Origin of the sequence: Streptomyces sp. NPDC058239, assembly GCF_042882185.1 — a bacterium.
Classification (GTDB): Bacteria; Actinomycetota; Actinomycetes; order Streptomycetales; family Streptomycetaceae; genus Streptomyces.
This window is the reverse complement of sequence record NZ_JBHVWS010000082.1, coordinates 13973-32253: the sequence shown is the minus strand read 5'-3', so window position 1 is coordinate 32253 and position 18281 is coordinate 13973. Positions and strand designations below refer to the sequence as shown.

General features: G+C 68.8%; 16 protein-coding genes and 3 pseudogenes. 11 read left to right on the top strand and 8 right to left on the bottom strand.

Going from position 1 to position 18281, the window contains the following annotated elements; all coding sequences use genetic code 11:
* The first annotated feature begins 161 nt into the window (after positions 1-161).
* Positions 162-362, top strand: coding sequence for a hypothetical protein (locus tag ACFVYE_RS43800; protein ID WP_389609086.1), 201 nt, complete (start codon positions 162-164; stop codon positions 360-362).
* A gap of 756 nt (positions 363-1118) precedes the next feature.
* Here the strand turns inward: ACFVYE_RS43800 and ACFVYE_RS43795 are convergent.
* Positions 1119-1613, bottom strand: coding sequence for a hypothetical protein (locus ACFVYE_RS43795; RefSeq protein WP_389609084.1), 495 nt, complete (start codon positions 1611-1613; stop codon positions 1119-1121).
* 292 nt (positions 1614-1905) lie between these two features.
* Between ACFVYE_RS43795 and ACFVYE_RS43790 the strand changes: the two genes are divergently transcribed.
* Positions 1906-3531, top strand: coding sequence for an IS4 family transposase (locus ACFVYE_RS43790; protein WP_389609082.1), 1626 nt, complete (start codon positions 1906-1908; stop codon positions 3529-3531).
* A gap of 33 nt (positions 3532-3564) precedes the next feature.
* Here ACFVYE_RS43790 and ACFVYE_RS43785 read toward each other — a convergent pair.
* From ACFVYE_RS43785 to ACFVYE_RS43775, 3 genes and pseudogenes are all read right to left on the bottom strand, one after another.
* Positions 3565-4703 (bottom strand): annotated as a pseudogene (locus tag ACFVYE_RS43785) (IS110 family transposase); the annotation flags it as partial.
* 532 nt (positions 4704-5235) lie between these two features.
* Entirely contained in the window at positions 5236-5646 is a 411-nt protein-coding gene (locus ACFVYE_RS43780; protein WP_389609080.1) for a DUF6415 family natural product biosynthesis protein, read from the bottom strand.
* 315 nt (positions 5647-5961) lie between these two features.
* Positions 5962-6132: pseudogene (locus ACFVYE_RS43775) on the bottom strand (transcriptional regulator); the annotation flags it as partial.
* Positions 6133-6149: 17 nt separating this feature from the next.
* Between ACFVYE_RS43775 and ACFVYE_RS43770 the strand changes: the two are divergent.
* Together ACFVYE_RS43770 and ACFVYE_RS43765 are read left to right on the top strand one after the other, a co-directional pair.
* Complete coding sequence (locus ACFVYE_RS43770) at positions 6150-6446, top strand: helicase associated domain-containing protein (protein WP_389609078.1); 297 nt, start codon at positions 6150-6152, stop codon at positions 6444-6446.
* Between the two features lie 99 nt (positions 6447-6545).
* The gene (locus tag ACFVYE_RS43765) at positions 6546-7571 is read left to right on the top strand and encodes a CehA/McbA family metallohydrolase (protein WP_389609076.1); all 1026 of its coding nucleotides are present in this window, start codon (positions 6546-6548) and stop codon (positions 7569-7571) included.
* A 9-nt stretch (positions 7572-7580) separates the two neighbouring features.
* On the opposite strand, the pseudogene ACFVYE_RS43760 reads toward ACFVYE_RS43765, so the two are convergent.
* Positions 7581-7937: pseudogene (locus tag ACFVYE_RS43760) on the bottom strand (transposase); the annotation flags it as partial.
* 592 nt (positions 7938-8529) lie between these two features.
* Between ACFVYE_RS43760 and ACFVYE_RS43755 the strand changes: the two are divergent.
* The 5 genes from ACFVYE_RS43755 to ACFVYE_RS43735 all read left to right on the top strand — a co-directional run bounded on the left by ACFVYE_RS43755 (position 8530) and on the right by ACFVYE_RS43735 (position 14380).
* Positions 8530-9180 carry an RNA polymerase sigma factor gene (locus tag ACFVYE_RS43755; protein WP_389609074.1) on the top strand — a complete coding sequence of 217 codons (651 nt, stop codon included), beginning with the start codon at positions 8530-8532 and terminating at the stop codon, positions 9178-9180.
* Positions 9173-10159, top strand: coding sequence for a CU044_5270 family protein (locus tag ACFVYE_RS43750; protein WP_389609072.1), 987 nt, complete (start codon positions 9173-9175; stop codon positions 10157-10159). Before ACFVYE_RS43755 ends, ACFVYE_RS43750 begins: the two co-directional genes overlap by 8 nt.
* Positions 10160-10732: 573 nt before the next feature.
* The gene (locus ACFVYE_RS43745) at positions 10733-12787 is read left to right on the top strand and encodes a hypothetical protein (protein WP_389609070.1); all 2055 of its coding nucleotides are present in this window, start codon (positions 10733-10735) and stop codon (positions 12785-12787) included.
* 123 nt (positions 12788-12910) lie between these two features.
* Positions 12911-13540, top strand: a complete 630-nt coding sequence (locus ACFVYE_RS43740) for an SMI1/KNR4 family protein (RefSeq protein WP_389609068.1) — start codon at positions 12911-12913, stop codon at positions 13538-13540.
* 57 nt (positions 13541-13597) lie between these two features.
* Positions 13598-14380, top strand: a complete 783-nt coding sequence (locus ACFVYE_RS43735) for a hypothetical protein (RefSeq protein ID WP_389609066.1) — start codon at positions 13598-13600, stop codon at positions 14378-14380.
* Here ACFVYE_RS43735 and ACFVYE_RS43730 read toward each other — a convergent pair.
* The 3 genes from ACFVYE_RS43730 to ACFVYE_RS43720 all read right to left on the bottom strand — a co-directional run bounded on the left by ACFVYE_RS43730 (position 14351) and on the right by ACFVYE_RS43720 (position 16811).
* Entirely contained in the window at positions 14351-15127 is a 777-nt protein-coding gene (locus tag ACFVYE_RS43730) for a hypothetical protein (protein WP_389609064.1), read from the bottom strand. The genes ACFVYE_RS43735 and ACFVYE_RS43730 overlap by 30 nt on opposite strands.
* Before the next feature lie 171 nt (positions 15128-15298).
* Complete coding sequence (locus ACFVYE_RS43725; RefSeq protein WP_389609062.1) at positions 15299-16108, bottom strand: hypothetical protein; 810 nt, start codon at positions 16106-16108, stop codon at positions 15299-15301.
* A 373-nt stretch (positions 16109-16481) separates the two neighbouring features.
* A complete protein-coding gene (locus ACFVYE_RS43720) occupies positions 16482-16811 on the bottom strand; it encodes a hypothetical protein (RefSeq protein ID WP_389609060.1) in 330 nt (109 codons plus the stop codon).
* A gap of 333 nt (positions 16812-17144) precedes the next feature.
* Between ACFVYE_RS43720 and istB the strand changes: the two genes are divergently transcribed.
* A complete protein-coding gene (gene istB, locus ACFVYE_RS43715; protein ID WP_389609058.1) occupies positions 17145-17873 on the top strand; it encodes an IS21-like element helper ATPase IstB in 729 nt (242 codons plus the stop codon).
* Positions 17874-17880: 7 nt separating this feature from the next.
* On the top strand, positions 17881-18276 hold the full coding sequence (locus tag ACFVYE_RS43710) for a hypothetical protein (RefSeq protein WP_389609056.1): 396 nt from the start codon (positions 17881-17883) through the stop codon (positions 18274-18276).
* Positions 18277-18281 lie beyond the last annotated feature (5 nt).

Below are 18281 nucleotides of genomic sequence, written 5' to 3'. Positions count from 1 at the left end.
ACGCCCGCGAATTCCCCGGTGCAGCGTGCAGGAGCCCCCGCATCAACTGAGCTGCTCAGTCTCATCCCACCCGCGCCCAACACTTACGGGACAGCCTTTACTCGGCCACACCACAGCAGCTCGCCGACTTCGCTCAACAGGTCCTCGAAGCAGCCACCACCATGGATGTCACGCAAAGCCAGCGGGAGGACATTGACATCGTTCAGAACGCCGAAGCTCTGCACCGCGAGAGCACTCGCGACGAACCTGAGCAAGGCTGGTTGCGCCGCACCCTCGACGGCCTCATGGCTTCCCTGCATCAGGTGGCATCCGACCAGGCCGCGCAAGGGCTCGTGAACATAGGACTTGGCCTGATGCAGTAGCGGGAATCCAGGCCGCAGCCGACCGTCTCGCGCAGGAACGCCCCCGTGGCCAGCCTGCGAAACATCGGCGGCCCGGTGCCTGTGCTCGGCCTGTGCAGGCTGTGCGTCGACGGCAGCACACTCCGTCATCTGCGCCAGGCCGCCTTTCCCATCGCCCCCAGCAGCGCGCTGTCCTGGAAACCGTGGCCTACGCCATGGCGTAGGAAGAACACCATTGCGTCGTGGTTCGGGTGCCCGTGCCTGCCAAGCTGCGTACGATCGTGCGGGCGCGGCGGATTGGCTCGCTGGATTCGTTCACTACCGCCGTTGCATTCGATGGGTTCGACACCATCGGGGGAACCGTACGGCTCCGGTCCGCCGGAGCCGGCGCCGCTACGTACGAAGTGCGGGATCACGCCGGGCGCGTCATCGACGCTACGCAGAATGACCGTCAGTCGGCCACTGCATCACTCGCGCACTGGTACGGACTACCCACCCCTGTCGAGTACATCGAAGAGAGCCGAACACAGCATCTGGCGGAGGCGGCAGCCCCGACGGAGGCGGCCCGGGAGCGGGCACCGCCGCGGAGCAGGCCGACGTCCCGGCCCGGGGAGAGGGAAAGGAAGAGATGCTCTTCCCCCGAGGGGGAAGACACCTCATGCAGTTAAGCCGTCAAGCCGTGGGTTGTTAGGCCGTCCCTTTCTGATCCTGCCGAGGGTCCGTCCTCGGGCCCCAGCCGGCGCGCAGAGGCTGGCTGAGGGGCAGGCAGGGGGTGGGTCACCAGAGGCCGAAGAACCGTGTCCACCAGGTGGGCCGTGCCGCGAAGTGCTCCAGCGCGCTGGAGCCCTCGTAGTCGCTCTCCAACAGTTCCTCGGGGACACTCACGTAGCCGAGGTCGGCCAGAGCCCGCTCCACGGTGGCGAGGTCGCCGAGGTCCAGCGCCCCCTCCTCGTAAGCCTCGTCCGTGCCGAGGAAGGCCCCCGGATTGTCGGCGCAGACCTCGGCGAGGGAGCCGAACTTGCTCACGCAGACCACGATCCGCGTCCCGCAGACCGTCGTGTCCGCAGGCACGTGGACGCGCCCGTACTCGCTGGAGTCCTGGGTGTCCCGCTCGGACTCGCACGAGGCACCAAAGTCTGCTTCGAGCCGACGCACCAGCCTGCCGAATTTGAGGCCGACCGCCGCGCGGTCGTAGTGCAGCGGCCGTTCCAGCCGCTCCGGGTCATCAAGTTCGCGTAGCAGGGCCAGCAGTTCTATCTCGCTCTTCGCCATCCGCACATCCTGCCGCCCGTCGGGCGGGAGCGGAGAGACAGGGCCGTCCTATTCACGCAGTAGCTGTCGCTGCTGCCTGGGGCTCTGAGGGGAAGGCGATTGCTTCATCGAATGGGACGCGTGCCAGGAGGCAGTGGTGGAGCTGGCCGAGCATCCGGTTGAACCAATGCCACGAAGTTAACGCTGCGGCCGCCAAGTCAAGTCCAGCTCCGAGATGGATGGTTCTGGCACTGCAGGCCGCGGTTCCCTGATAGGAGAAGGTCGACCAAGACCTTCTTGACCAGGGGATCCGTTGTCGAGTCAGTTCTCCACTTGCACCTTGACACGTACCACCACCGTCGCGGCGGGCGCCTTCGCGCCGGGCCACCTTGGCGGGCTGACTCAGCACATACCCTTCGAGCTCGTCGATGACATCCTCGAAGAGACCAAGACCGTTCAGGTCCGCGTGCGTACGCTCCCCTCCAGGGTCGGGATCTACTTCGTCCTGGCCCTGGGTCTTTTCCCGTCTCTGGGATACCGACGTGTGTGGGACAAGCTCGTGGCCGGCCTGTCAGGCATCGACCACTGTCTTCCTTCGGAAGCTGCACTGCGGCAGCTGCGCCGGCGTCTTGGGCCGGAGCCCGTAGAGGCTCTGTTCGACACTCTGGCGGTGCCGCTGGCTCGGCCGACGACGCCTGGTGTCCGCTACCGGCGCTGGCGGACCGTAGCGTTCGACGGCTGCAGTTCTTTGAAGGCTCCTGACCTGCCACGTATCCGAGCTCTGCTGGGCAAAGTCCGGCACCACTGGGGCATGTCGGGCTATCCCGCTTTGAGGCTGACCGTCCTGTGTGAGACCGGGACACGAGGGCTGCTCGGAGCAGTCTTCGGACCGTCCGAAAACGGGGAGACTGTCCAGGCGGCCGGGCTACTGCCCCGGCTGACACCGCAGATGCTCCTGCTGGCAGACCGGGCTTTCGACGGCGACGACTTCTTGCGCGCTGTCGCCGACACCGGCTCTCAGTTCCTGGTCCGGCTGTGCGCACACCGGCGCCCCGCAGTGCTGGCAGTCCTCCCCGACGGCTCCTACCTCACCCGCTTCCGCGGCCTGCGTGTCCGCATCATCGAAGCCGACATCACTCTCACCACCAGCAGCGGACAACGCATCACGGGCCGCTACCGGCTCGCAACAACCCTCTTGGACCACCGTTCCGACCCCGCCGAGGACCTCATCCGCCTCTACCACGAGCGCTGGGAGATCGAGTCTGCCTTCTACTCACTGCGGCACACCCTGCTGACCGGACGGGTCCTGCGGTCCCAGGACCCACGTGGACTCGAACAGGAGGTGTGGGCTCTGCTTACTCTCTACCAAGTGATCCGCATGGCAATGGCCGAGGCCGTCGAATCCGTCCCCGGCACCGACCCGGACCGGGCAAGCTTCACCGTCGCCCTCCAAGCCGCCCGTGACCAGGTAATCCGCGCAGACCACGTTCTGCCGTCCCCATCGAGCTTCGCCACGAACGGCATCTCCATCGCGGTCCAATCAGCCCTGCTGCAGCCCAGACGCGCACGCACCAGCGCCCGCAAGGTCAAGTGCCCGACCTCGCGCTATCCGGCGAACCCGACCAGCGAGCATCCCTTGACCAGCCAGAACGTCACCAGCCTCGCCGTCGAGATCCACACCCAGTCCCCATCATCCGCAGCACACGGGCGCAGCGGTCAACGCAATCGAGTCCTCCAGCACATGCGAACCTCACCTCATCGGTCCTGGCACGCGCGCGAGCTGGCCACAGCCCTCGACTTCACCCACTACAACAGCTTCTGTGTCCAGCTGGGCCGCTGGACACGGGAAGGTCTCCTCGAAAAGATCGCGAACGCGACCTACAAGCTCGCCCCCGAATGCCTACCGCCTCAGGCTTCGCCCACCAACGGCCGCCCTTGACTTGGCGGCTGCCACGCTAACTTCGTGGCATTGCCGGTTGAACAGGTGCCGCAGGGCCTGGGCATGCCAGTCCGCTGTCTCGCGTCGTCGCCGGTAGTGGGCGTTGGCGCCCTTGGAGTGGGTGAGGGTGGCGAAGGCCCAGAGGTAGCCGGCGTGGTTGAGCCGGTTGTTCTTCACGAAGCGCCGTCCGACGTATTTGCGTTTGCCGGAGGCTCGGGTGATCGGCGCCGCTCCCGCGTATGCCTTGAGTCCACCGGCGGTAGCGAAGCGTTTGCGGTCGTCGCCGATCTCGGCCAGGAGGCGTGCGCCGACTCCGGGACCGATGCCGGGGAAACTGAGCATCACTGGTGCGTCGGGGTGGCTCCGGAAGGTCCGCTCGACCGCCTTCGCGAGCTCGTCGACGGCCTTGCAGACCGCGTTCAGCTGAACCAGCAGCGCCTTGGCCTGGATACCCATGGCCTCCTCCACCGTCGGCAACTGCCGGGCGGCCGACTGCCGGAACAGCGTCTGGATCCGCTCGGCGTCCTCGTCGATGCCGCGCTTGCGGCCGGCGCTGTGCATCATCACCTTGAGCTTCCAGAGCGGCAGCTCGGCGGCCATAGTCGGGGTCGGCGCCGCAGCGAGGATCTTCCGCGCGTCGGCCCGCGCCAGTCCGCCCGCCTTGTGCCGCCACGCGTCCAGGGCAGCCGGGAAGTACTCGCGCAGCAGCGAGCGGAGCTGATTGGCGATCTGCTGCCGGTTCCAGACCGCGTCCTGGTGAGCGCGGGCGAGAACGGCGACGGCCTGGGCCACATCGCTGTCATCGGGCAGCGGCCGGTGCATCGGCATGTCCGTGCGAATGATGTTCGCCAGGACCAAGGCGTCGCCCGGGTCGGACTTCTTGCGGCTCACGCCGTGCCGGTCGCGGTAGCGGGGGCCGCCATCGGGTTGATCGCGAAGATCTGCCGGTTGCCGGTTCGCAGGGTGGCGACGAGGAGGCCGCGGCTGGTCTCGATCGCAACAGGGATCGGCGTCTCGGCGCTGTCGCCGTGCTCGGCCATCAGGTCGAGCAGGAGCTGATAGCCGTCCAGGTCGTCGTCGATGCGGCACTTGGCCAGCTGCTTGCCGGTGTTGTCGATGATCGCGACGTCGTGGTGTCCCTCCGCCCAGTCGATCCCGCAGAACACGTCCATGGATCCCGCCCCTTCGCCGGTGCTTTTCTCGAACGCGAGCACGCGGGACCGCACGGCGCACTAATTCCAGGGCTCAAGGGCCCGCCACCTCATCAGCCGTGCGCGGCACCGCCGGACCGCACGGGCGCACGCCGTGTCCAGAGCTCAAGGCTCGTGAGGAAAAACGCGTCACCGTACGGCAGCTCATCCATCGAGGATCCCGAACCCGACGGGCCCGTGGGGGCAGAACCTGCGAGGACCGGCCGGCACCACAACGCCACCGGTCTTTCCACAGACCTGATCGGTCGGAGGTGTCGTAGGGGTCACCACAGCACCGACCGGACCACGCACGTCCTGCCCGAGCGGAACACGCCGCCCCGGGCCCCTCAGAGTTCCCGAACCTCTAATTACTGACGAATTAGAGGTGTCGTCGTCCGGGACGGGCTTGCCCACCAGAGTTGACCTGCGGGAACGGGCGGTGTCCGATTTGGGAGGTCAACGCCTTCGGTCACACCTGCGGCCCTCCGCTGGAGGCAACTGTCCAGCCAACGGTTCAGCCTCCGCTGGGTGCAACCCTCTCCGAGGCAGGCGCGGTCTCCAGGCGGTCCAGGCGTTCGTAGAGGGCGCGGATGAGGCGGGCGCGGTTCTGGACGCAGCGCACGGTGCCCTCCAGCGTCGTGGACAGCCGGCCTTCTGCCTCGCGCAGGACGATGTCGGCGAGCGCTTTGGGTCCGCTGTTCTTCGGCAGTTGGTCGGCGCGGCGGCGGACGTCGGAGGCGATGGCGCGGGCGTGGCCGGTCAGCTCCAGGGCGATCTGCTCGTAGTCGCGTTCGGCCAGCGTGTCCGGGCCGGTCCACGCCAGGACGGCCTTCACCAGGCACTCGTACGGCTCGCGGTCGAGCGGGAGCTCCGCCTCGATCAGTCCCTGGGGGTCGTACAGGACCGTGTGCGTGCTGGTGTGCATGGCGGCCCTCGCTGCTGGGGCGTCATCGCGCGGGGGGCCGGCGGTCACCGCGGGGTGTCCTCGCCGTCGCCGTGTCTGTCGTCCTCGGTCCGCTCGGCGAGGAACCGGGCGAAGCCACGGTCCGCGCGGGCCAGCAGGGCCGGGGAGGGGACGCCGTAGGCGGGCGGCTGGAGGCCACGGCCCTCCGGCTCTGGGGCGGTGGTGTCGGTGTGTGCGCATGCGGCCCCGCCTCTCCGGCTGATGGTCCGTCGGTTCCTTCGACGCTACGCAGCGTCGGGGACGGCCCTCAACGAAGTTGCGAGTAATTGCGGAGGTTCACTCCAGGGCGTCGATCGCGGCCCGGATGAGCGCGCGGGCCGCGTCGCCGTACACGGCCATCTCCGCGAGGCCGGCGAACGCCTTCGCGTAGTCGGCGAGCTCGCGCGGCTGCGTCACCTTGATCTCCACCGTCAGCGTCTCCACCACGGCCGTGGTGTCGTCGTGGACGCGTCCTGGAGCACTTGATGCCTGGGCAGCGCGAGCGCCTGGAACAGCTCGGCATGGAGCCAACGCCCCCTGAGACACCCACGAAGCCCAAGGCGGCCTCCGGGGCCTTCGAGCGAGGCGTCGCGGCCCTGGCACAGTACAAGGCCCGCACCGGCTCTGTGACGGTCCCCAGGGGCCACGTAGAGACGATCGTGATCGACAGCCAGGAACACGCCGTGAAGCTCGGGGTCTTCCTCTCGAACACGAAATCCAGGCGCGCCAAGCTCACCACCGACAAACTCGCCGCCCTCGGGCTCGACTGGGCGACAGTGTGACGGCCGCGCCGGGGCGGCCAGTTACTGATCGTTTCAGAATGCGATCTGACCTCTCGGCTGAGACGGCGCTCAGTGGTGCGACGGAACTGGTAGCTCTGGTTGCGCGTTGGCTCGACAGGACTTTGGGGGAGAACCTTGTCGAACTTGAGCTTCCCGCCGACGCGGGCGGTCGGACACGGGGCGGCCTGGTACCGCAGGGACTGCCATGTCCACTCGGTCCACTCGGACGGGGAACTCACTCCTGAAGAGTTGGCCGTTCGGGGGCGCGCTGCCGGGCTCGACTTCCTGGCGACGACGGAGCACAACTCAGCGGCGGAATCCGGTGCGTGGGGGCACCTGGCTGCCGATGACTTCTTGATCATTCTCGGTGAGGAAGTGACCACGAAGACCGGGCATTGGCTCGCGCTCGGCATCAAACCCGGCGAAGTCATCGACTGGAACCACCAGGTCAGGGACGGGTTGATCGATCAGTGCCTAGACCAGGTCCATCAAGTCGGAGGGCTGTGCGTGGCCGCACATCCGCATGCGCCCTATCCGTCGGGCGACTTCATGTTCCCCTTCCGGGGCTTCGACGTGGTGGAGGTCTGGAACGGACTGTGGACTTCGGACCGACCTTGGAACGCTGACAACGAGGCCGCCTTGGCGGAGTGGGGGCGGAACCTCGCAGCGGACATTCACACGGGATCGTGGCGGCCGGCGATGGGCAACAGCGACACCCACTTGGAGGGGCAGATCGGCATCCCTCACACCGTGGTCTTCGCCGAGGAGCTGAACACCGAGGCGATCCTGGCCGCAATCCGTGCCGGCCGCAGTTGGATCGCCGAGTCGGCGGACGTGGACGTGACGCTCACTGCCAATGCCGATGGTCACGTTGCCGGGGTGGGAGAACAGCTCACAACTTATGGTGGGCAAGTCGAAGTGCAGGCAGCAGTGCGAGGTGTGCCGGCGGGGACTGTCAGCTTCCACACCGATCGAGGAAAGGTTCACCGGGCGTCTCTCCCCGGCGACGGGGCAGGTGTGGTGCAGTGGAACACGACGGCGAAGGAGTCAATGTTCGTCCGCATCGAGGTCCGCCATCCCAACAGGGACGTCGCCGCACTCACCAATCCGATCATCCTCGTCTGACCACTCGTTTCACCATACGGTGCGCAGGCGACGGAGGCAGATGAGGCTGCAGGCCAGTTCGAGTAGGCCCTGATGGAGGTCGGCGCGTCGTTCGTAGCGGATCCGGAGCCGTTTGAACTGGTGCAGCCAAGCAAAGGCCCGCTCTACCACCCAACGGACCTTGCCGAGCCTCGAGCCGTGGGCCACGCCACGTCGGGCGATCATCGGTCTGATGCCGCGCTTCCACAGCAGCCGGCGGTACTTGTCGAAGTCGTAGCCCCGGTCGGCATACACGTGCCGCGGCTTACGGCGAGGTCGCCCTCGCAGCCCCCGGATCGGCGGAACCGCGTCGAGCAGCGGCAGGAGCTGGGTGACGTCGTGGCGGTGATCCCGGCGAGTGCCGTCCGGTCGGTGGCTTCGTTCACATTCAGCAGCAGCGTTTGTCCGGCACTTTGGGCAGCGGATGGAGTTCGACGGGCTCGGGAATGTTCACGAGAAATGGTCAGGGCATGGGACGGCCCGTCCGGTGTCAGAACCGGCAAAGAGGCCCGCCTGTCAGGCTCCGCTGCCAAGTGCGTCAAGGATGTGTGGCCATGCAGCCGCGCCCAGGAGTGCGTCTGCTTCGGGCGTGCCTCCGTACTGGAAGTGCGGGGAGGGCGATGCCGGGCTCTCACCCGGGAGGCGTGGTCGGTGGCCAGGAAGCTGTGGGAAGACGATCCGCGACGCTACCCGGAGCCGGGGCGCGTTCGAGGAAGGCCTCACGGCTTCCCGCGCCTGGGCGGCCGTGCACGGGCATCTCCTGCCTCCGGCAACTGCGACCGCCGGGTGACGGAGGGGACCAATGCGCCGCCGCGTCGGGTGCCGGCACACGAGCGGGCCCTGCGCGCACAGGAACGGGAACTCGAATCGGGCCATCGGCGAACAGCGGGTGACCATGCCCGCGTCTTCGAGGGAAAAACATGAGCCTAAGAGGCGACCGATGACCGTTTCACCGAGCGTCGGAGTCCACCGTGCCGAGGGCACGGACGAGCGGTCGGACTCCGACGCCTCGGTGATCGAACGGTCCTGGGACGAGCCCGATGCCTTCGCCGTGCTGTTCGACCGCTACGCCGACGACATCCACCGGTACGCGGCCCGGCGGCTGGGTGCCGACGTGGCGGACGATCTGATGGCGGAGACCTTCGTGATCGCCTTCCAGCGACGGCGCCGCTACGACCTGTCGAGGGCTCAGGCGCGCCCGTGGCTGTACGGGATCGTCACCAATCTCGTCGGTGAGCACCGGAGGGCCGAGGCGCGCCATCTCCGGGCGCTGGCGCGGGTCGCCGCCGGCGTCCCGGACGAGGGAGGCGGCGAGCCGATGGCCGAGCGGGTGGCCGACCGGGTCACCGCCGAGAGCGCCCGAGGTGCGCTGGCGGGCTGCATCGCCAAGCTGCCGCCCCGCTATCGGGACGTGCTGCTGGTGATCGCCTGGGGTGATCTCGACTACGCGGAGGCCGCGGAGGCCCTGGGGGTGCCGGTGGGCACCGTCCGCTCACGGCTGCACCGGGCTCGAAGGAGACTGCGCGACGCATTGGGCGGGTCCGATCCCACAGCCCTGCAAGAGTTCCAGGAGGAGCCCGATCATGGATGACCTCACCTCCGTGAAGGAGTTGGAGGCGGACACGCCTCCCCTGACCGCCGAGGCCCGTGCCGCCGCCCGCACCCGGCTGATGACCGCCATCGGCCGGGAGAGCCGCAGGGGAGTCGCTCTCGCTCTGCCCAGGCGGACGGTGTTCCGTGTCGCGGTGGCTGCGACGGTCGCCGCGGCAGCGGCGGGAACCGTGCTGGTGGCCTTGGCGGACGGCGGGGACCCCCGTTCCCCGAGGATGACCACCCTCAGCGCGGCGCAGGTGCTGCACAAGGCCGCGGACAGGACGCGGTCCACCGGTGCCGGCCTGCCGATCCCGCGGAACGATCAGTACTTCTACACCAAGACCTACATCACGCGAACCCCCGTGAAGGGCGGGAAGACCAGGACGTGGACGGACGAGAGCTGGCTGTCGGTGGACGGCTCCAGGCCCTCGCGCCGGCAGGAGCACGGCAAGATCCACAACGATCCCCCGCTGGGCGAGCACGAGGTGCAGTGGCCGCCCAATGAATACGCGAAGCTGCAGAAGTGGCCGACCGACCCCGACGAGCTCCTCAAGTGGCTCGGCCGCGGGCGCGTCGAGGTCGTCGAGCCGTCCGGGGCGAAGGGGGGCAAGGCCGGCGGGCTCGCACCCGACCCCGACAGGATGGTGTTCACGGAGGCATGTCTGCTCATGCAGGGGCCGCGGGTCATGCCGCCCGGCCTGCAGGCCGCCGCTTTCGAGGCCCTGGCGAAACTGCCACGCATCAAGGTGGACGAGGACGAGGTCGACGCTCTGGGCCGGCACGGGGTCGGGGTGTCGTACCCCCACCTGACCTTCACCTTCGTCTTCGACCGTGAGACCTACGACTACCTGGGCATTCGTCTCAAGGGCAGCAACGCGAAGCGCGTCGACGGCGAGTGGCGGCAGGTCGACAGGTACTTCGAGATGCGCAGCAGTCAGGAGGTGGGCGTCGTCGACCGGATCGGCCAACGTCCGTAACCGCTCGAAGGGCCCGTGGTGACGGGAGGAGGGGCCAGGGGCGTGTCGGGCCCGGCCGTGGCCGACGAGGGAGCTGACGGCCTCCTGGGAGGGGCCGGGGGCCCCGCCTGCGGGCGCCCACCCGGCCTGCCGAGCAGTGCAGGGGAATGGCGGACGGACGGCCACGTGTTGGTTGGGGCAGGACGACCAGTTCTGGAGCACCATGTGAGCCCTGCGAGCATCACCATCTGGCTCCGCCTCAGGTGCCGCCGGGTGACCGCGCAGGCAGCGCCGGTGCAGTGACACGCACCGCTCGGTGGCCTGTCCGAGGTTGTGCCACAGGGTACTGGTGGGCCGTCGGCGAGGTGCCTGCTGAGCAGAGTACGACAACGCTGCTCCTTCATGACGGGCCCGGCCGCGCCGGTCAAGGGCGCATGGCAACTGACGTACGGGCAGGGGCGCATAGCGACCGACGTACGGGCAGCCCGTCACACTGCTGACCAGTCGGTACGGGACACCCGACGGCTCCGTGGTAGTACCTAACCGTTCCTGATACGAGGCCTGCTGTCGGTGCCCTGGCCTAGCGTGGTCGGCATGCGCGAATTCTTCGCCGATGCCGCTGCGCAGGCAGCTGCCCGCCCGCCAGGTCGCCCCCGCCGCAGCGGCAGGCGGCATGTGTCATTCAAGGAGCACCAGGTCATCGAAGCCGGTGCGGCGGAGGAACGGTTCGCTCTGTCCGCCGATGTGAAGTGTCCGCACGACGGGTCCGGACTGCCGGTCCGTCTTTACGGCGGAGATCTGCGCATTCGGGGCGACCTGGACTCCGAACGCACGCCTGCGCACTGGCCGGCCCATGTGATCGTCGACGGGGATCTCGTCATCGACGGCGGCCTCGACTGGTGGGAGGGCGACGGCGGGCAGTACAAGTTCCTGCTGGTGACCGGCGATCTGCGGGCACACTCCGTACACATCAGCGGCTGTGTCGACGTTGTGGTGCGCGGCGATCTGCTGGTGACCGGCGGTGTCTCCTGCGACAGCTTCGGCGACGACCCCCTCGACGACGGCGCGATGCTGACAACCGGCAACCTGCACGCCCGCTTTGTGTCGCTGCACGGCCATGTCGACCTGATGGTGCGCGGCGATCTGCAGGCGACCGACGGCATCCTGGGCCGTGACTGGGACGACCGGGGATCGCTGCGCGTCGCCGGTCCTCTCCGCGCCGCGGCCGTTGTCACCACCGAGGAGTTCACGGTGACATCGGGCAGTCCTGCGGAGGCCGGCCGCCGTGTGGCGATCGACCTGGGCGATCGGGGGGAGCTGGCGGAGCTGATCCGGCCCGAGCTGCTCGGCGACGTCGGCGACACCGACGACCCGCTCGGCCGGGAGCTCGGTGACCGCATCGAAGCCGCGCTGGCAGCCGGGATGCCCGTCCTGCGCGACACGCCCGGGCCGCAGCTGGCGGCCTCCGCGGACGAGGTGGCACGGCTGCGGGCCCGGCGCGCGGAGGTCACCGAACTCGACCTTGCGACGCACCGGGCCCTGTGGCAGGACCCGGAACGGGTGCTGGACTTCACCGCACTGCGCAGGCTCCGGCTCGCGGGCAACCGGTGGTCCGGCGCTGACCGGCTGCTGGCACGGCTCGGCGAGTTTCCGCATCTGGAGGAACTCGACATCTCGAACATGGCGCTGGCACAACTGCCCGCGGAGATCTGCCTGCTGCGTGGCCTGCAGGTGCTGAACATCGCCGACAACCCCCTGCGGGCCCTGCCCGACCAGCTCGGTGACCTCTCCGAGCTGCGGGTGCTGCGTACCTGGAAGCTGTCGTGCCCTCTCCCCGACGCCCTGTCCCGGTTGCCCGCCCTCGAAGAACTCGACCTGTCATGGCTGCACCCGGCACCGGCCGACCGCGTCGAGGACGACCCAGAGCTCGTCCCGTTCCCGCGACTCGCCACCCGGATACCCGGATTGCGCAGGCTCAACCTGTCGGTGGCAGTGCTGGATTCGGTCCCCGACGACCTGCTGCTCGCCACCGCGCTGGAGGAGCTGAACCTCGACAGCGCCCTGGGCCGGGTGGAGCGGCTGCCCGACCTGTCACGGCTGCCACGGCTGCGCGTCCTGCGTATGAGCGGCAGCAGCGGCAACGCCGACCACTACCCCGGCCACCGCCTGCTCGACCGCGTGTGGGCGATCACCACGCTCGAAGAGCTGGAAATCAGCCGCTGGGGCGAGCAGACCCGGTACAACGAACGGACCGGACGTGGGGAAGGGGTCCGGCCGTCCTTGACCCTGCCGGACGACGCCTTCGCCCGGCTGTCCCGCCTGCGGGTACTGGACCTGGGGTTCAACGGCCTGACGACGCTGCCCGAGTCGTTCTACGCACTCACCGAACTCGAGGACGTCACCATCGACTTCGGCCTTCTGGACCCGCCCGTCCGGCAGCGGCTCGCCGCCCTCGCCCGCAGCGAGCCCGACAACCCCGCCCGCGACTGGATCCGCGCCGTACAGGTCAAGCTGCTCCTCAAGGCGGACCGTACGGACGACGCCTACCAGGCCGCCAACCGGACCCTCGCCCGCCGCCCGGACTTCCGCGGCCTCGCCGACGTCGCTGCTTCCGCCGGCTACCGGACCTGGAGAGGCGACGCCGCCTGACGGCGCGTTGAGGCCGGCCGACGGCTTCCCCGTCAGTCCCGTCGGCCCACCACCGGTGCCCGCCGCGTGCGGCACTACCGGAACGAGACCGCAAGAAGACCGCAAGATGAATGGAGCAGAGCATTGATAGATATACACGGCAGCCTGGCGATCCTCCGCCGCGCCGCCGGGGACGGAACCGTCACGATCTCGGCATCGGAGCCTGCCTCGGCCGAGGCCGTAGCGAACCGGGAAACGGGCCTTGAGCCGCACTTCGGAAGCGTCAGCTGGACGGCGCCGCCCAGTTATCGGGCCTTCCTCGCCGAGCACAACGCCTTCAGCTGTGGACGCGAGACGGACGGCGGATCGGCGGAGTTCACCGTCGTCGATGACAAAGCCATCGCCGAGCTAAACGCGGATCTGGTGCACCTGCCCGAGCATGTGGGCCGCGGGGACGGCCGCTGGCTGTCCACCAACCATTTGGTCGGATTCGCCGTCGACGGGGGCGGCGAGGCGGTGTGGTGCTTCGATGTCACCCAGCCGGACGCGGAGGGCGAGTACCCGGTCTACTACCACCACCAGGACGCCCAGGAGGGGCTCGCGCGCTATGTCGATGGCGGCGACTGGGAGTTCGCGGACGAGGCACGGCCGGACTATTCCTCGTTCGCGGCCTGGCTGGGCGCGATGAGTGCCGCGTTCACCGCACGCCAGCCGCCCAGCTGGTTCCAGGATCTGGGCGCGCCGTTTCTGAGGTTCCACAACGCCGCGCGCTGACGGCCCCCTGGGTCAGATCCGGCGCGGTATGGCGTGAGTACAAGATGGGGAGGCGGTATGGCAGGAGAATCACCGACCGCGGAGTGGCCGTCGGGCGGACTGCCGCTCGACGCATGGCGGATCAGGGCGGCGTACGAGCGGGTGAGACCGGCGCTGATAACGGATCCGCTGTTCGCCGAGGACGCCGCGGACTTCGACGTCAGCGTGGAGGAGCTCGACCGGCGGATGAGCCGCCCGCCCGGCTGCCTGGACGGTGACACGCTGTGGGACTGGCTCGGCGGAGCCGATCAGTACCGGTGGGCGGGCCTGTGGGTACTGGCCGAAGCCCTCGCCGGTCCCACATCGCTGCGGCTCGCCGGGCGGTTCACCGTTCCCGAGGGCGGCATCCGCGTTGCCACCGGCGACGTGGTCGTCGACGGGGACCTGGTGCTGGAGGAGCAGGCGGCGGTGCTGGTCCTCGGCCGACTGACGCTCACCGGAGCGCTGGTCGGATCCGTGTGGGACTACTCGCTCGTGTGCGCCACCGAGGTCAGGTGCCGGGACGGGGTGACGTCCGGCGAGATCCTGGCGTTGAACGCCGTCCGGTGCACCGGCGCTCTCTACCTCAGCGGCAGCGACCACTCGTGCCGGGCTCCCCTCTTCGATGGTGGGGTTCTCATCGACTTCGAGCGCTCCAACGCGTTCGGCCGCGTCGACGCCGACGAGCGGATCGCCGAGTGGGACTTCCACACCGCGGCACGGGCACTGGGCCTGTCCGCGGACGACGAGCTGGCCGAGGCGTACGCCGACAGGCTGCTGGGTGCCGGCCGGTCAGTGGCTCCCGACACGCGGTCCGGGTGACAGCGGCCACGGCCGTGTCGGAGTGGCGGCCGGGGTGAACTGGAAGTAATTCGAGTGGGCCCAGGGACCGGACCTGGTTTCGCCGTGCAGCCGCTGGTGGATCCCGGTCAGTTCGATCTGCGCCGCGCCGGAGCAGTCGTAGGCGTGTGACAACAGGTCGAGGGTGAGCTCACCGGTGTGCAGATAGCCGTACTCGGCCGTCCACAGCCCGATCAGGAATCGCGTGATGTGCGGGCCGCGCGGCGCCGCGAGCGCCAGCGCCTCGAACAGCGCGCGGGCCGACTCGGGTTGACGGTGGAGCTGGTCCAGCGGCCACTCCACCGCCGGGGCGGGTACGACCACGGGCTGGGACAAGCACAGCATCGGGTGGCCTTCGTCCTCCACGACGGCTGCCGAACCCGCGCCGAGCAGGTCGGCCGCCCCGGCGAGCAGGTCCGGGGCCTGCCCGCGGCGACCAGCCGTACGTCGCGGTACCGCCCTCTCCACCAGATAATTGAACCCGGCGACCAGCGGGCCCTGCCCCCGTGTGAACATCTCATCTGCTGCGGGAAGCACACCCACCACCTGGGAATGCCCCTTCAGGGTGGGAGAACGCACACCCCACTTGCTGAGCGTGTCCATCTGCCACAGGCCGCCGTAGCCCACCCTGCCCAGGCGCACCGCCCAGCGGTCGTCCCCGCCGAGCCGGTCGGGCAGCCGTGGCGGGGAGCCGGTGCCCCACCATGTCGCGATTCCCCAGTCACCCATCCTCGCGCCTCCGCTACTGGCCGACGGGCCGGCCCTCGGTGTCGATCCGCGTCCAGGGGCCGGCGTCCGCAAGGACGGTCTTGCCCGTAGGGCAATGGACGGACGGCCAAGCGGTCCGCTGTCGCATTCGGCGGGGCGTCCGTGCCGGCGGAAGAGCTCGACCAGCGGGCCTCAGCGCCCCTCGGGAGCCGCGTCGGCGCGGAAGACGGGCAGGCCCTCGCGCAGCCGCGCGAAGAGCAGGCCGGAGTCGAACATCTCCTCGTCCTCGTCGGCGTCCTCGTCTTCGTCCTCGTCGGCGGCGAAGACCTCGTCCACCAGGAACGCGCGCAGCTGCTCCTGCACGCCGTCCCCGTATCCCCCCTGGTAGTCGTCCACGTCGAAGTAGAGGTCCGCCTTCACGGTCGCGATCGTCTGGTGGTCGTCCTCGATGACCAGGCGGGCGCGGATGGTGCCAGCGTGAAGCGTGCTGTCGTTGTAGTCGCCGTAGACGACGTCGGCCTCGATGTCGCCCATGACCAGCGTCTCGCCGCTGGTGAGGACCCCCCGAGCCTTCACCGCGCCGCCGATCGCCACCACCGAGTAGGGGGCGCAGTCCCCCATCACACCTTCGACCGTCACCGATCCGGTGACCACGAAGGGCGCGCCCACGCCCAGGTCTCCCTTGACCACCAGATCGCCGTGGTGGAAGAACGGGGTGTCCACTTGCTGGTCGCCGATCAGGGTGCGGGTCGTTCCAGTGTCGCCGAGAGTCTTGGCGCACATCTCCGGGACGTACCCGAGCAGGTCGGGGTCGAGGGTGACACGCAGCTGGGCGACGAACTCCTGGTAGCTGTCGAGGTCACACTCCACGAGACCGGCGAGCCAGCCGCTGTCGTCGGCCTCCAACGTGGCGGCCCGTTCGGCCCGCATCACCTCGACGGTCCGCCGGATCGCGGCCATGTCGATGGGCAGCGGGGTGTCGCCGTTCTTGTTGTGTGCCATGGCGTTCGCCTTGTCTGCGGTCAGGGAACGGGCCGGTGTGGCCCGTCCGTCGGGGGCACCCGCACCAGCGGGGGTGCGAGCGGCGAAGACGCGAACCGCAGGCTACCGGCCCATTGCGAGCCGAGGCCGTCCGGGGAATCGCGGCGGCGGCAGGCAGGTGACCGGGAGCGCTCTCGGCGGCTCTAGAAAGAGCCTCACACACGCCGTCCCGCGCGGGCATCCGTAGAAACCCTCAACGCGGTACGCAAGCCCGGCCGTTCAGGTCCACCGGCAACTAGCGTCAACGGCGTGACCGGAACGCCAGAACCCCAGTACCTCTCCAGGGAAAGCACTTAGCGCAGCGTCACGAAGTGTCCCCTTTCGCGCGGAGTGATCAGCCGGCCTGCTGCTTCCCGGTGGACTCGGGTGCCTTGCCCCGGACCTGTCCGGCCTTGTCGACGATGGCGTGCTCGATCTCGGCGGTGCTGTAGAGGAGGGTCCCGGCCTTCGCGTACGGGGCGTCCTTCGTCCGGTACTCGCGGGAGCCGAGGAAGGAGTAGTCGTCCTCGTCGAAAACCCATTCGGTGCGGTTGCCGAGCTTGTCCTCGCGGGCGATGCCGAGGCCCGTGCGGCCTATGGCGTCCTTGGCGTCCGGTGCCTCCTTGACGCCCGGGATCTTCGCCGCCGCCCGGTAGAGGGTCGAGGCCGTCTTCGGAGGCAGCACCCGGGCGCTGATCGAGGTCCTCCTGCTGAACCGGCACCTCGCCCACGAGCATGTCGTCGCGGGCCTGGCCACCGCACTGCGGGCCGGCGCCCTGACCGCCGACGCCGTCGCACTGGAAGCCCGCAAGGCCGCCCAGACAGAGGACGAGCCGACCGTCGGTGCATCCGCGCCGAGGCTTCCCGGCGAGACACCGGCGACCGTCACATCGCTGCACGAGTGGCGCCTCGCGCACCTCCCACCGGACACCAGACCGCTGCCCTCGGTGACCCCCTACGACCAACTGTTCCGACGCCGCCGCACCAGCGGCAGCGACCACCACAAAGGAGAAGCCCAGTGACCCTGCCCCGCCAGCGAGGCTTGACCGAACAGGCCGCAGACGCCGCGATCGACACCGCCTGCCGCCTGCTGCGACTGCCCTCGATCCGCAACGAGTTCCCCGACATCGCCGACCGGGCGGTCAAGGACCAGATGACCTACCGCGGCTTCCTCGCCGAACTGCTGATGACCGAGTGCGACGACCGGGCCCGCCGCCGTTCGGAACGACGAATCAAGGCCGCCGGCTTCCCGCGGGAGAAGTCCCTGCGGGCGTTCGACTTCGACGCCAACCCGAACATCGACGCGGCCACCGTCCATACCCTCGCCAGCTGCGAATGGATCAAGAAGAGCCAGCCGCTCTGCCTGATCGGCGACTCCGGCACGGGCAAGTCCCACATGCTCATCGCCCTGGGCACCGAGGCCGCCATGAAGGGCTACCGTGTCCGCTACACACTCGCCACGAAGCTGGTGAACGAGCTGGTCGAGGCAGCCGACGAGAAGCAGCTGAACAAGACCATCGCCCGCTACGGCCGCGTCGATCTTTTGTGCATTGATGAGCTCGGCTACATGGAACTCGACCGCCACGGCGCCGAACTCCTCTTCCAGGTCCTGACCGAACGCGAGGAGAAGAACAGCGTCGCCATCGCCTCGAACGAGTCGTTCGGCAAAGCGCACACGTTCCGGCGAACCTGTGCCAGGCAGCGCCGAAACTTCACGGGTTCCGGCAGGAACGCGGATGCTGCATGATCGAACGATGCTGGTCGAACTGGTGAAGGTCGCAAAGTTTCCTTGGAGTCCCTGGCTGGCCCAGGTCCGGACGCCGTTCGGCGGGACAGCGGTCCGCTGGTGTGGTGACCAGGCGGCGAAGCCGGGCAAGTACCACGTTGAGTGGACGGTCGATGAGGACATCGCCTGGGGTCGGAACGCGAAACCGGCTGTCGGCGTCGGACCGGGAGTCCGACCTGGCGGGCACTGCGTTGTCCTGCGCGGACGGCTGGACCTCACCGTGGACGGCGCCGCCGTGCTGGACTTCGATGGCTCGCAGATTCTGCTGGACCTTGCTGATCCGCTGCCCGAAGGTGTTGCCGGCACGTGGGTCGAGCTCTTCATAGAGCGCGAGAAGATCGCTCTCTATCCGTACGAACTCTGACCAGA

Bases quoted from the DNA above. Each gene is read 5' to 3' on its own strand.
- ACFVYE_RS43800 (WP_389609086.1), top strand. From the start codon at position 162: ATGGATGTCACGCAAAGCCAGCGGGAGGACATTGACATCGTTCAGAAC.
- ACFVYE_RS43795 (WP_389609084.1), bottom strand. From the start codon at position 1,613: ATGGCGAAGAGCGAGATAGAACTGCTGGCCCTGCTACGCGAACTTGAT.
- ACFVYE_RS43780 (WP_389609080.1), bottom strand. From the start codon at position 5,646: ATGCACACCAGCACGCACACGGTCCTGTACGACCCCCAGGGACTGATC.
- ACFVYE_RS43770 (WP_389609078.1), top strand. From the start codon at position 6,150: ATGCCTGGGCAGCGCGAGCGCCTGGAACAGCTCGGCATGGAGCCAACG.
- ACFVYE_RS43755 (WP_389609074.1), top strand. From the start codon at position 8,530: ATGACCGTTTCACCGAGCGTCGGAGTCCACCGTGCCGAGGGCACGGAC.
- ACFVYE_RS43750 (WP_389609072.1), top strand. From the start codon at position 9,173: ATGGATGACCTCACCTCCGTGAAGGAGTTGGAGGCGGACACGCCTCCC.
- ACFVYE_RS43745 (WP_389609070.1), top strand. From the start codon at position 10,733: ATGCGCGAATTCTTCGCCGATGCCGCTGCGCAGGCAGCTGCCCGCCCG.
- ACFVYE_RS43735 (WP_389609066.1), top strand. From the start codon at position 13,598: ATGGCAGGAGAATCACCGACCGCGGAGTGGCCGTCGGGCGGACTGCCG.
- ACFVYE_RS43730 (WP_389609064.1), bottom strand. From the start codon at position 15,127: ATGGGTGACTGGGGAATCGCGACATGGTGGGGCACCGGCTCCCCGCCA.
- ACFVYE_RS43725 (WP_389609062.1), bottom strand. From the start codon at position 16,108: ATGGCACACAACAAGAACGGCGACACCCCGCTGCCCATCGACATGGCC.
- ACFVYE_RS43710 (WP_389609056.1), top strand. From the start codon at position 17,881: ATGCTGGTCGAACTGGTGAAGGTCGCAAAGTTTCCTTGGAGTCCCTGG.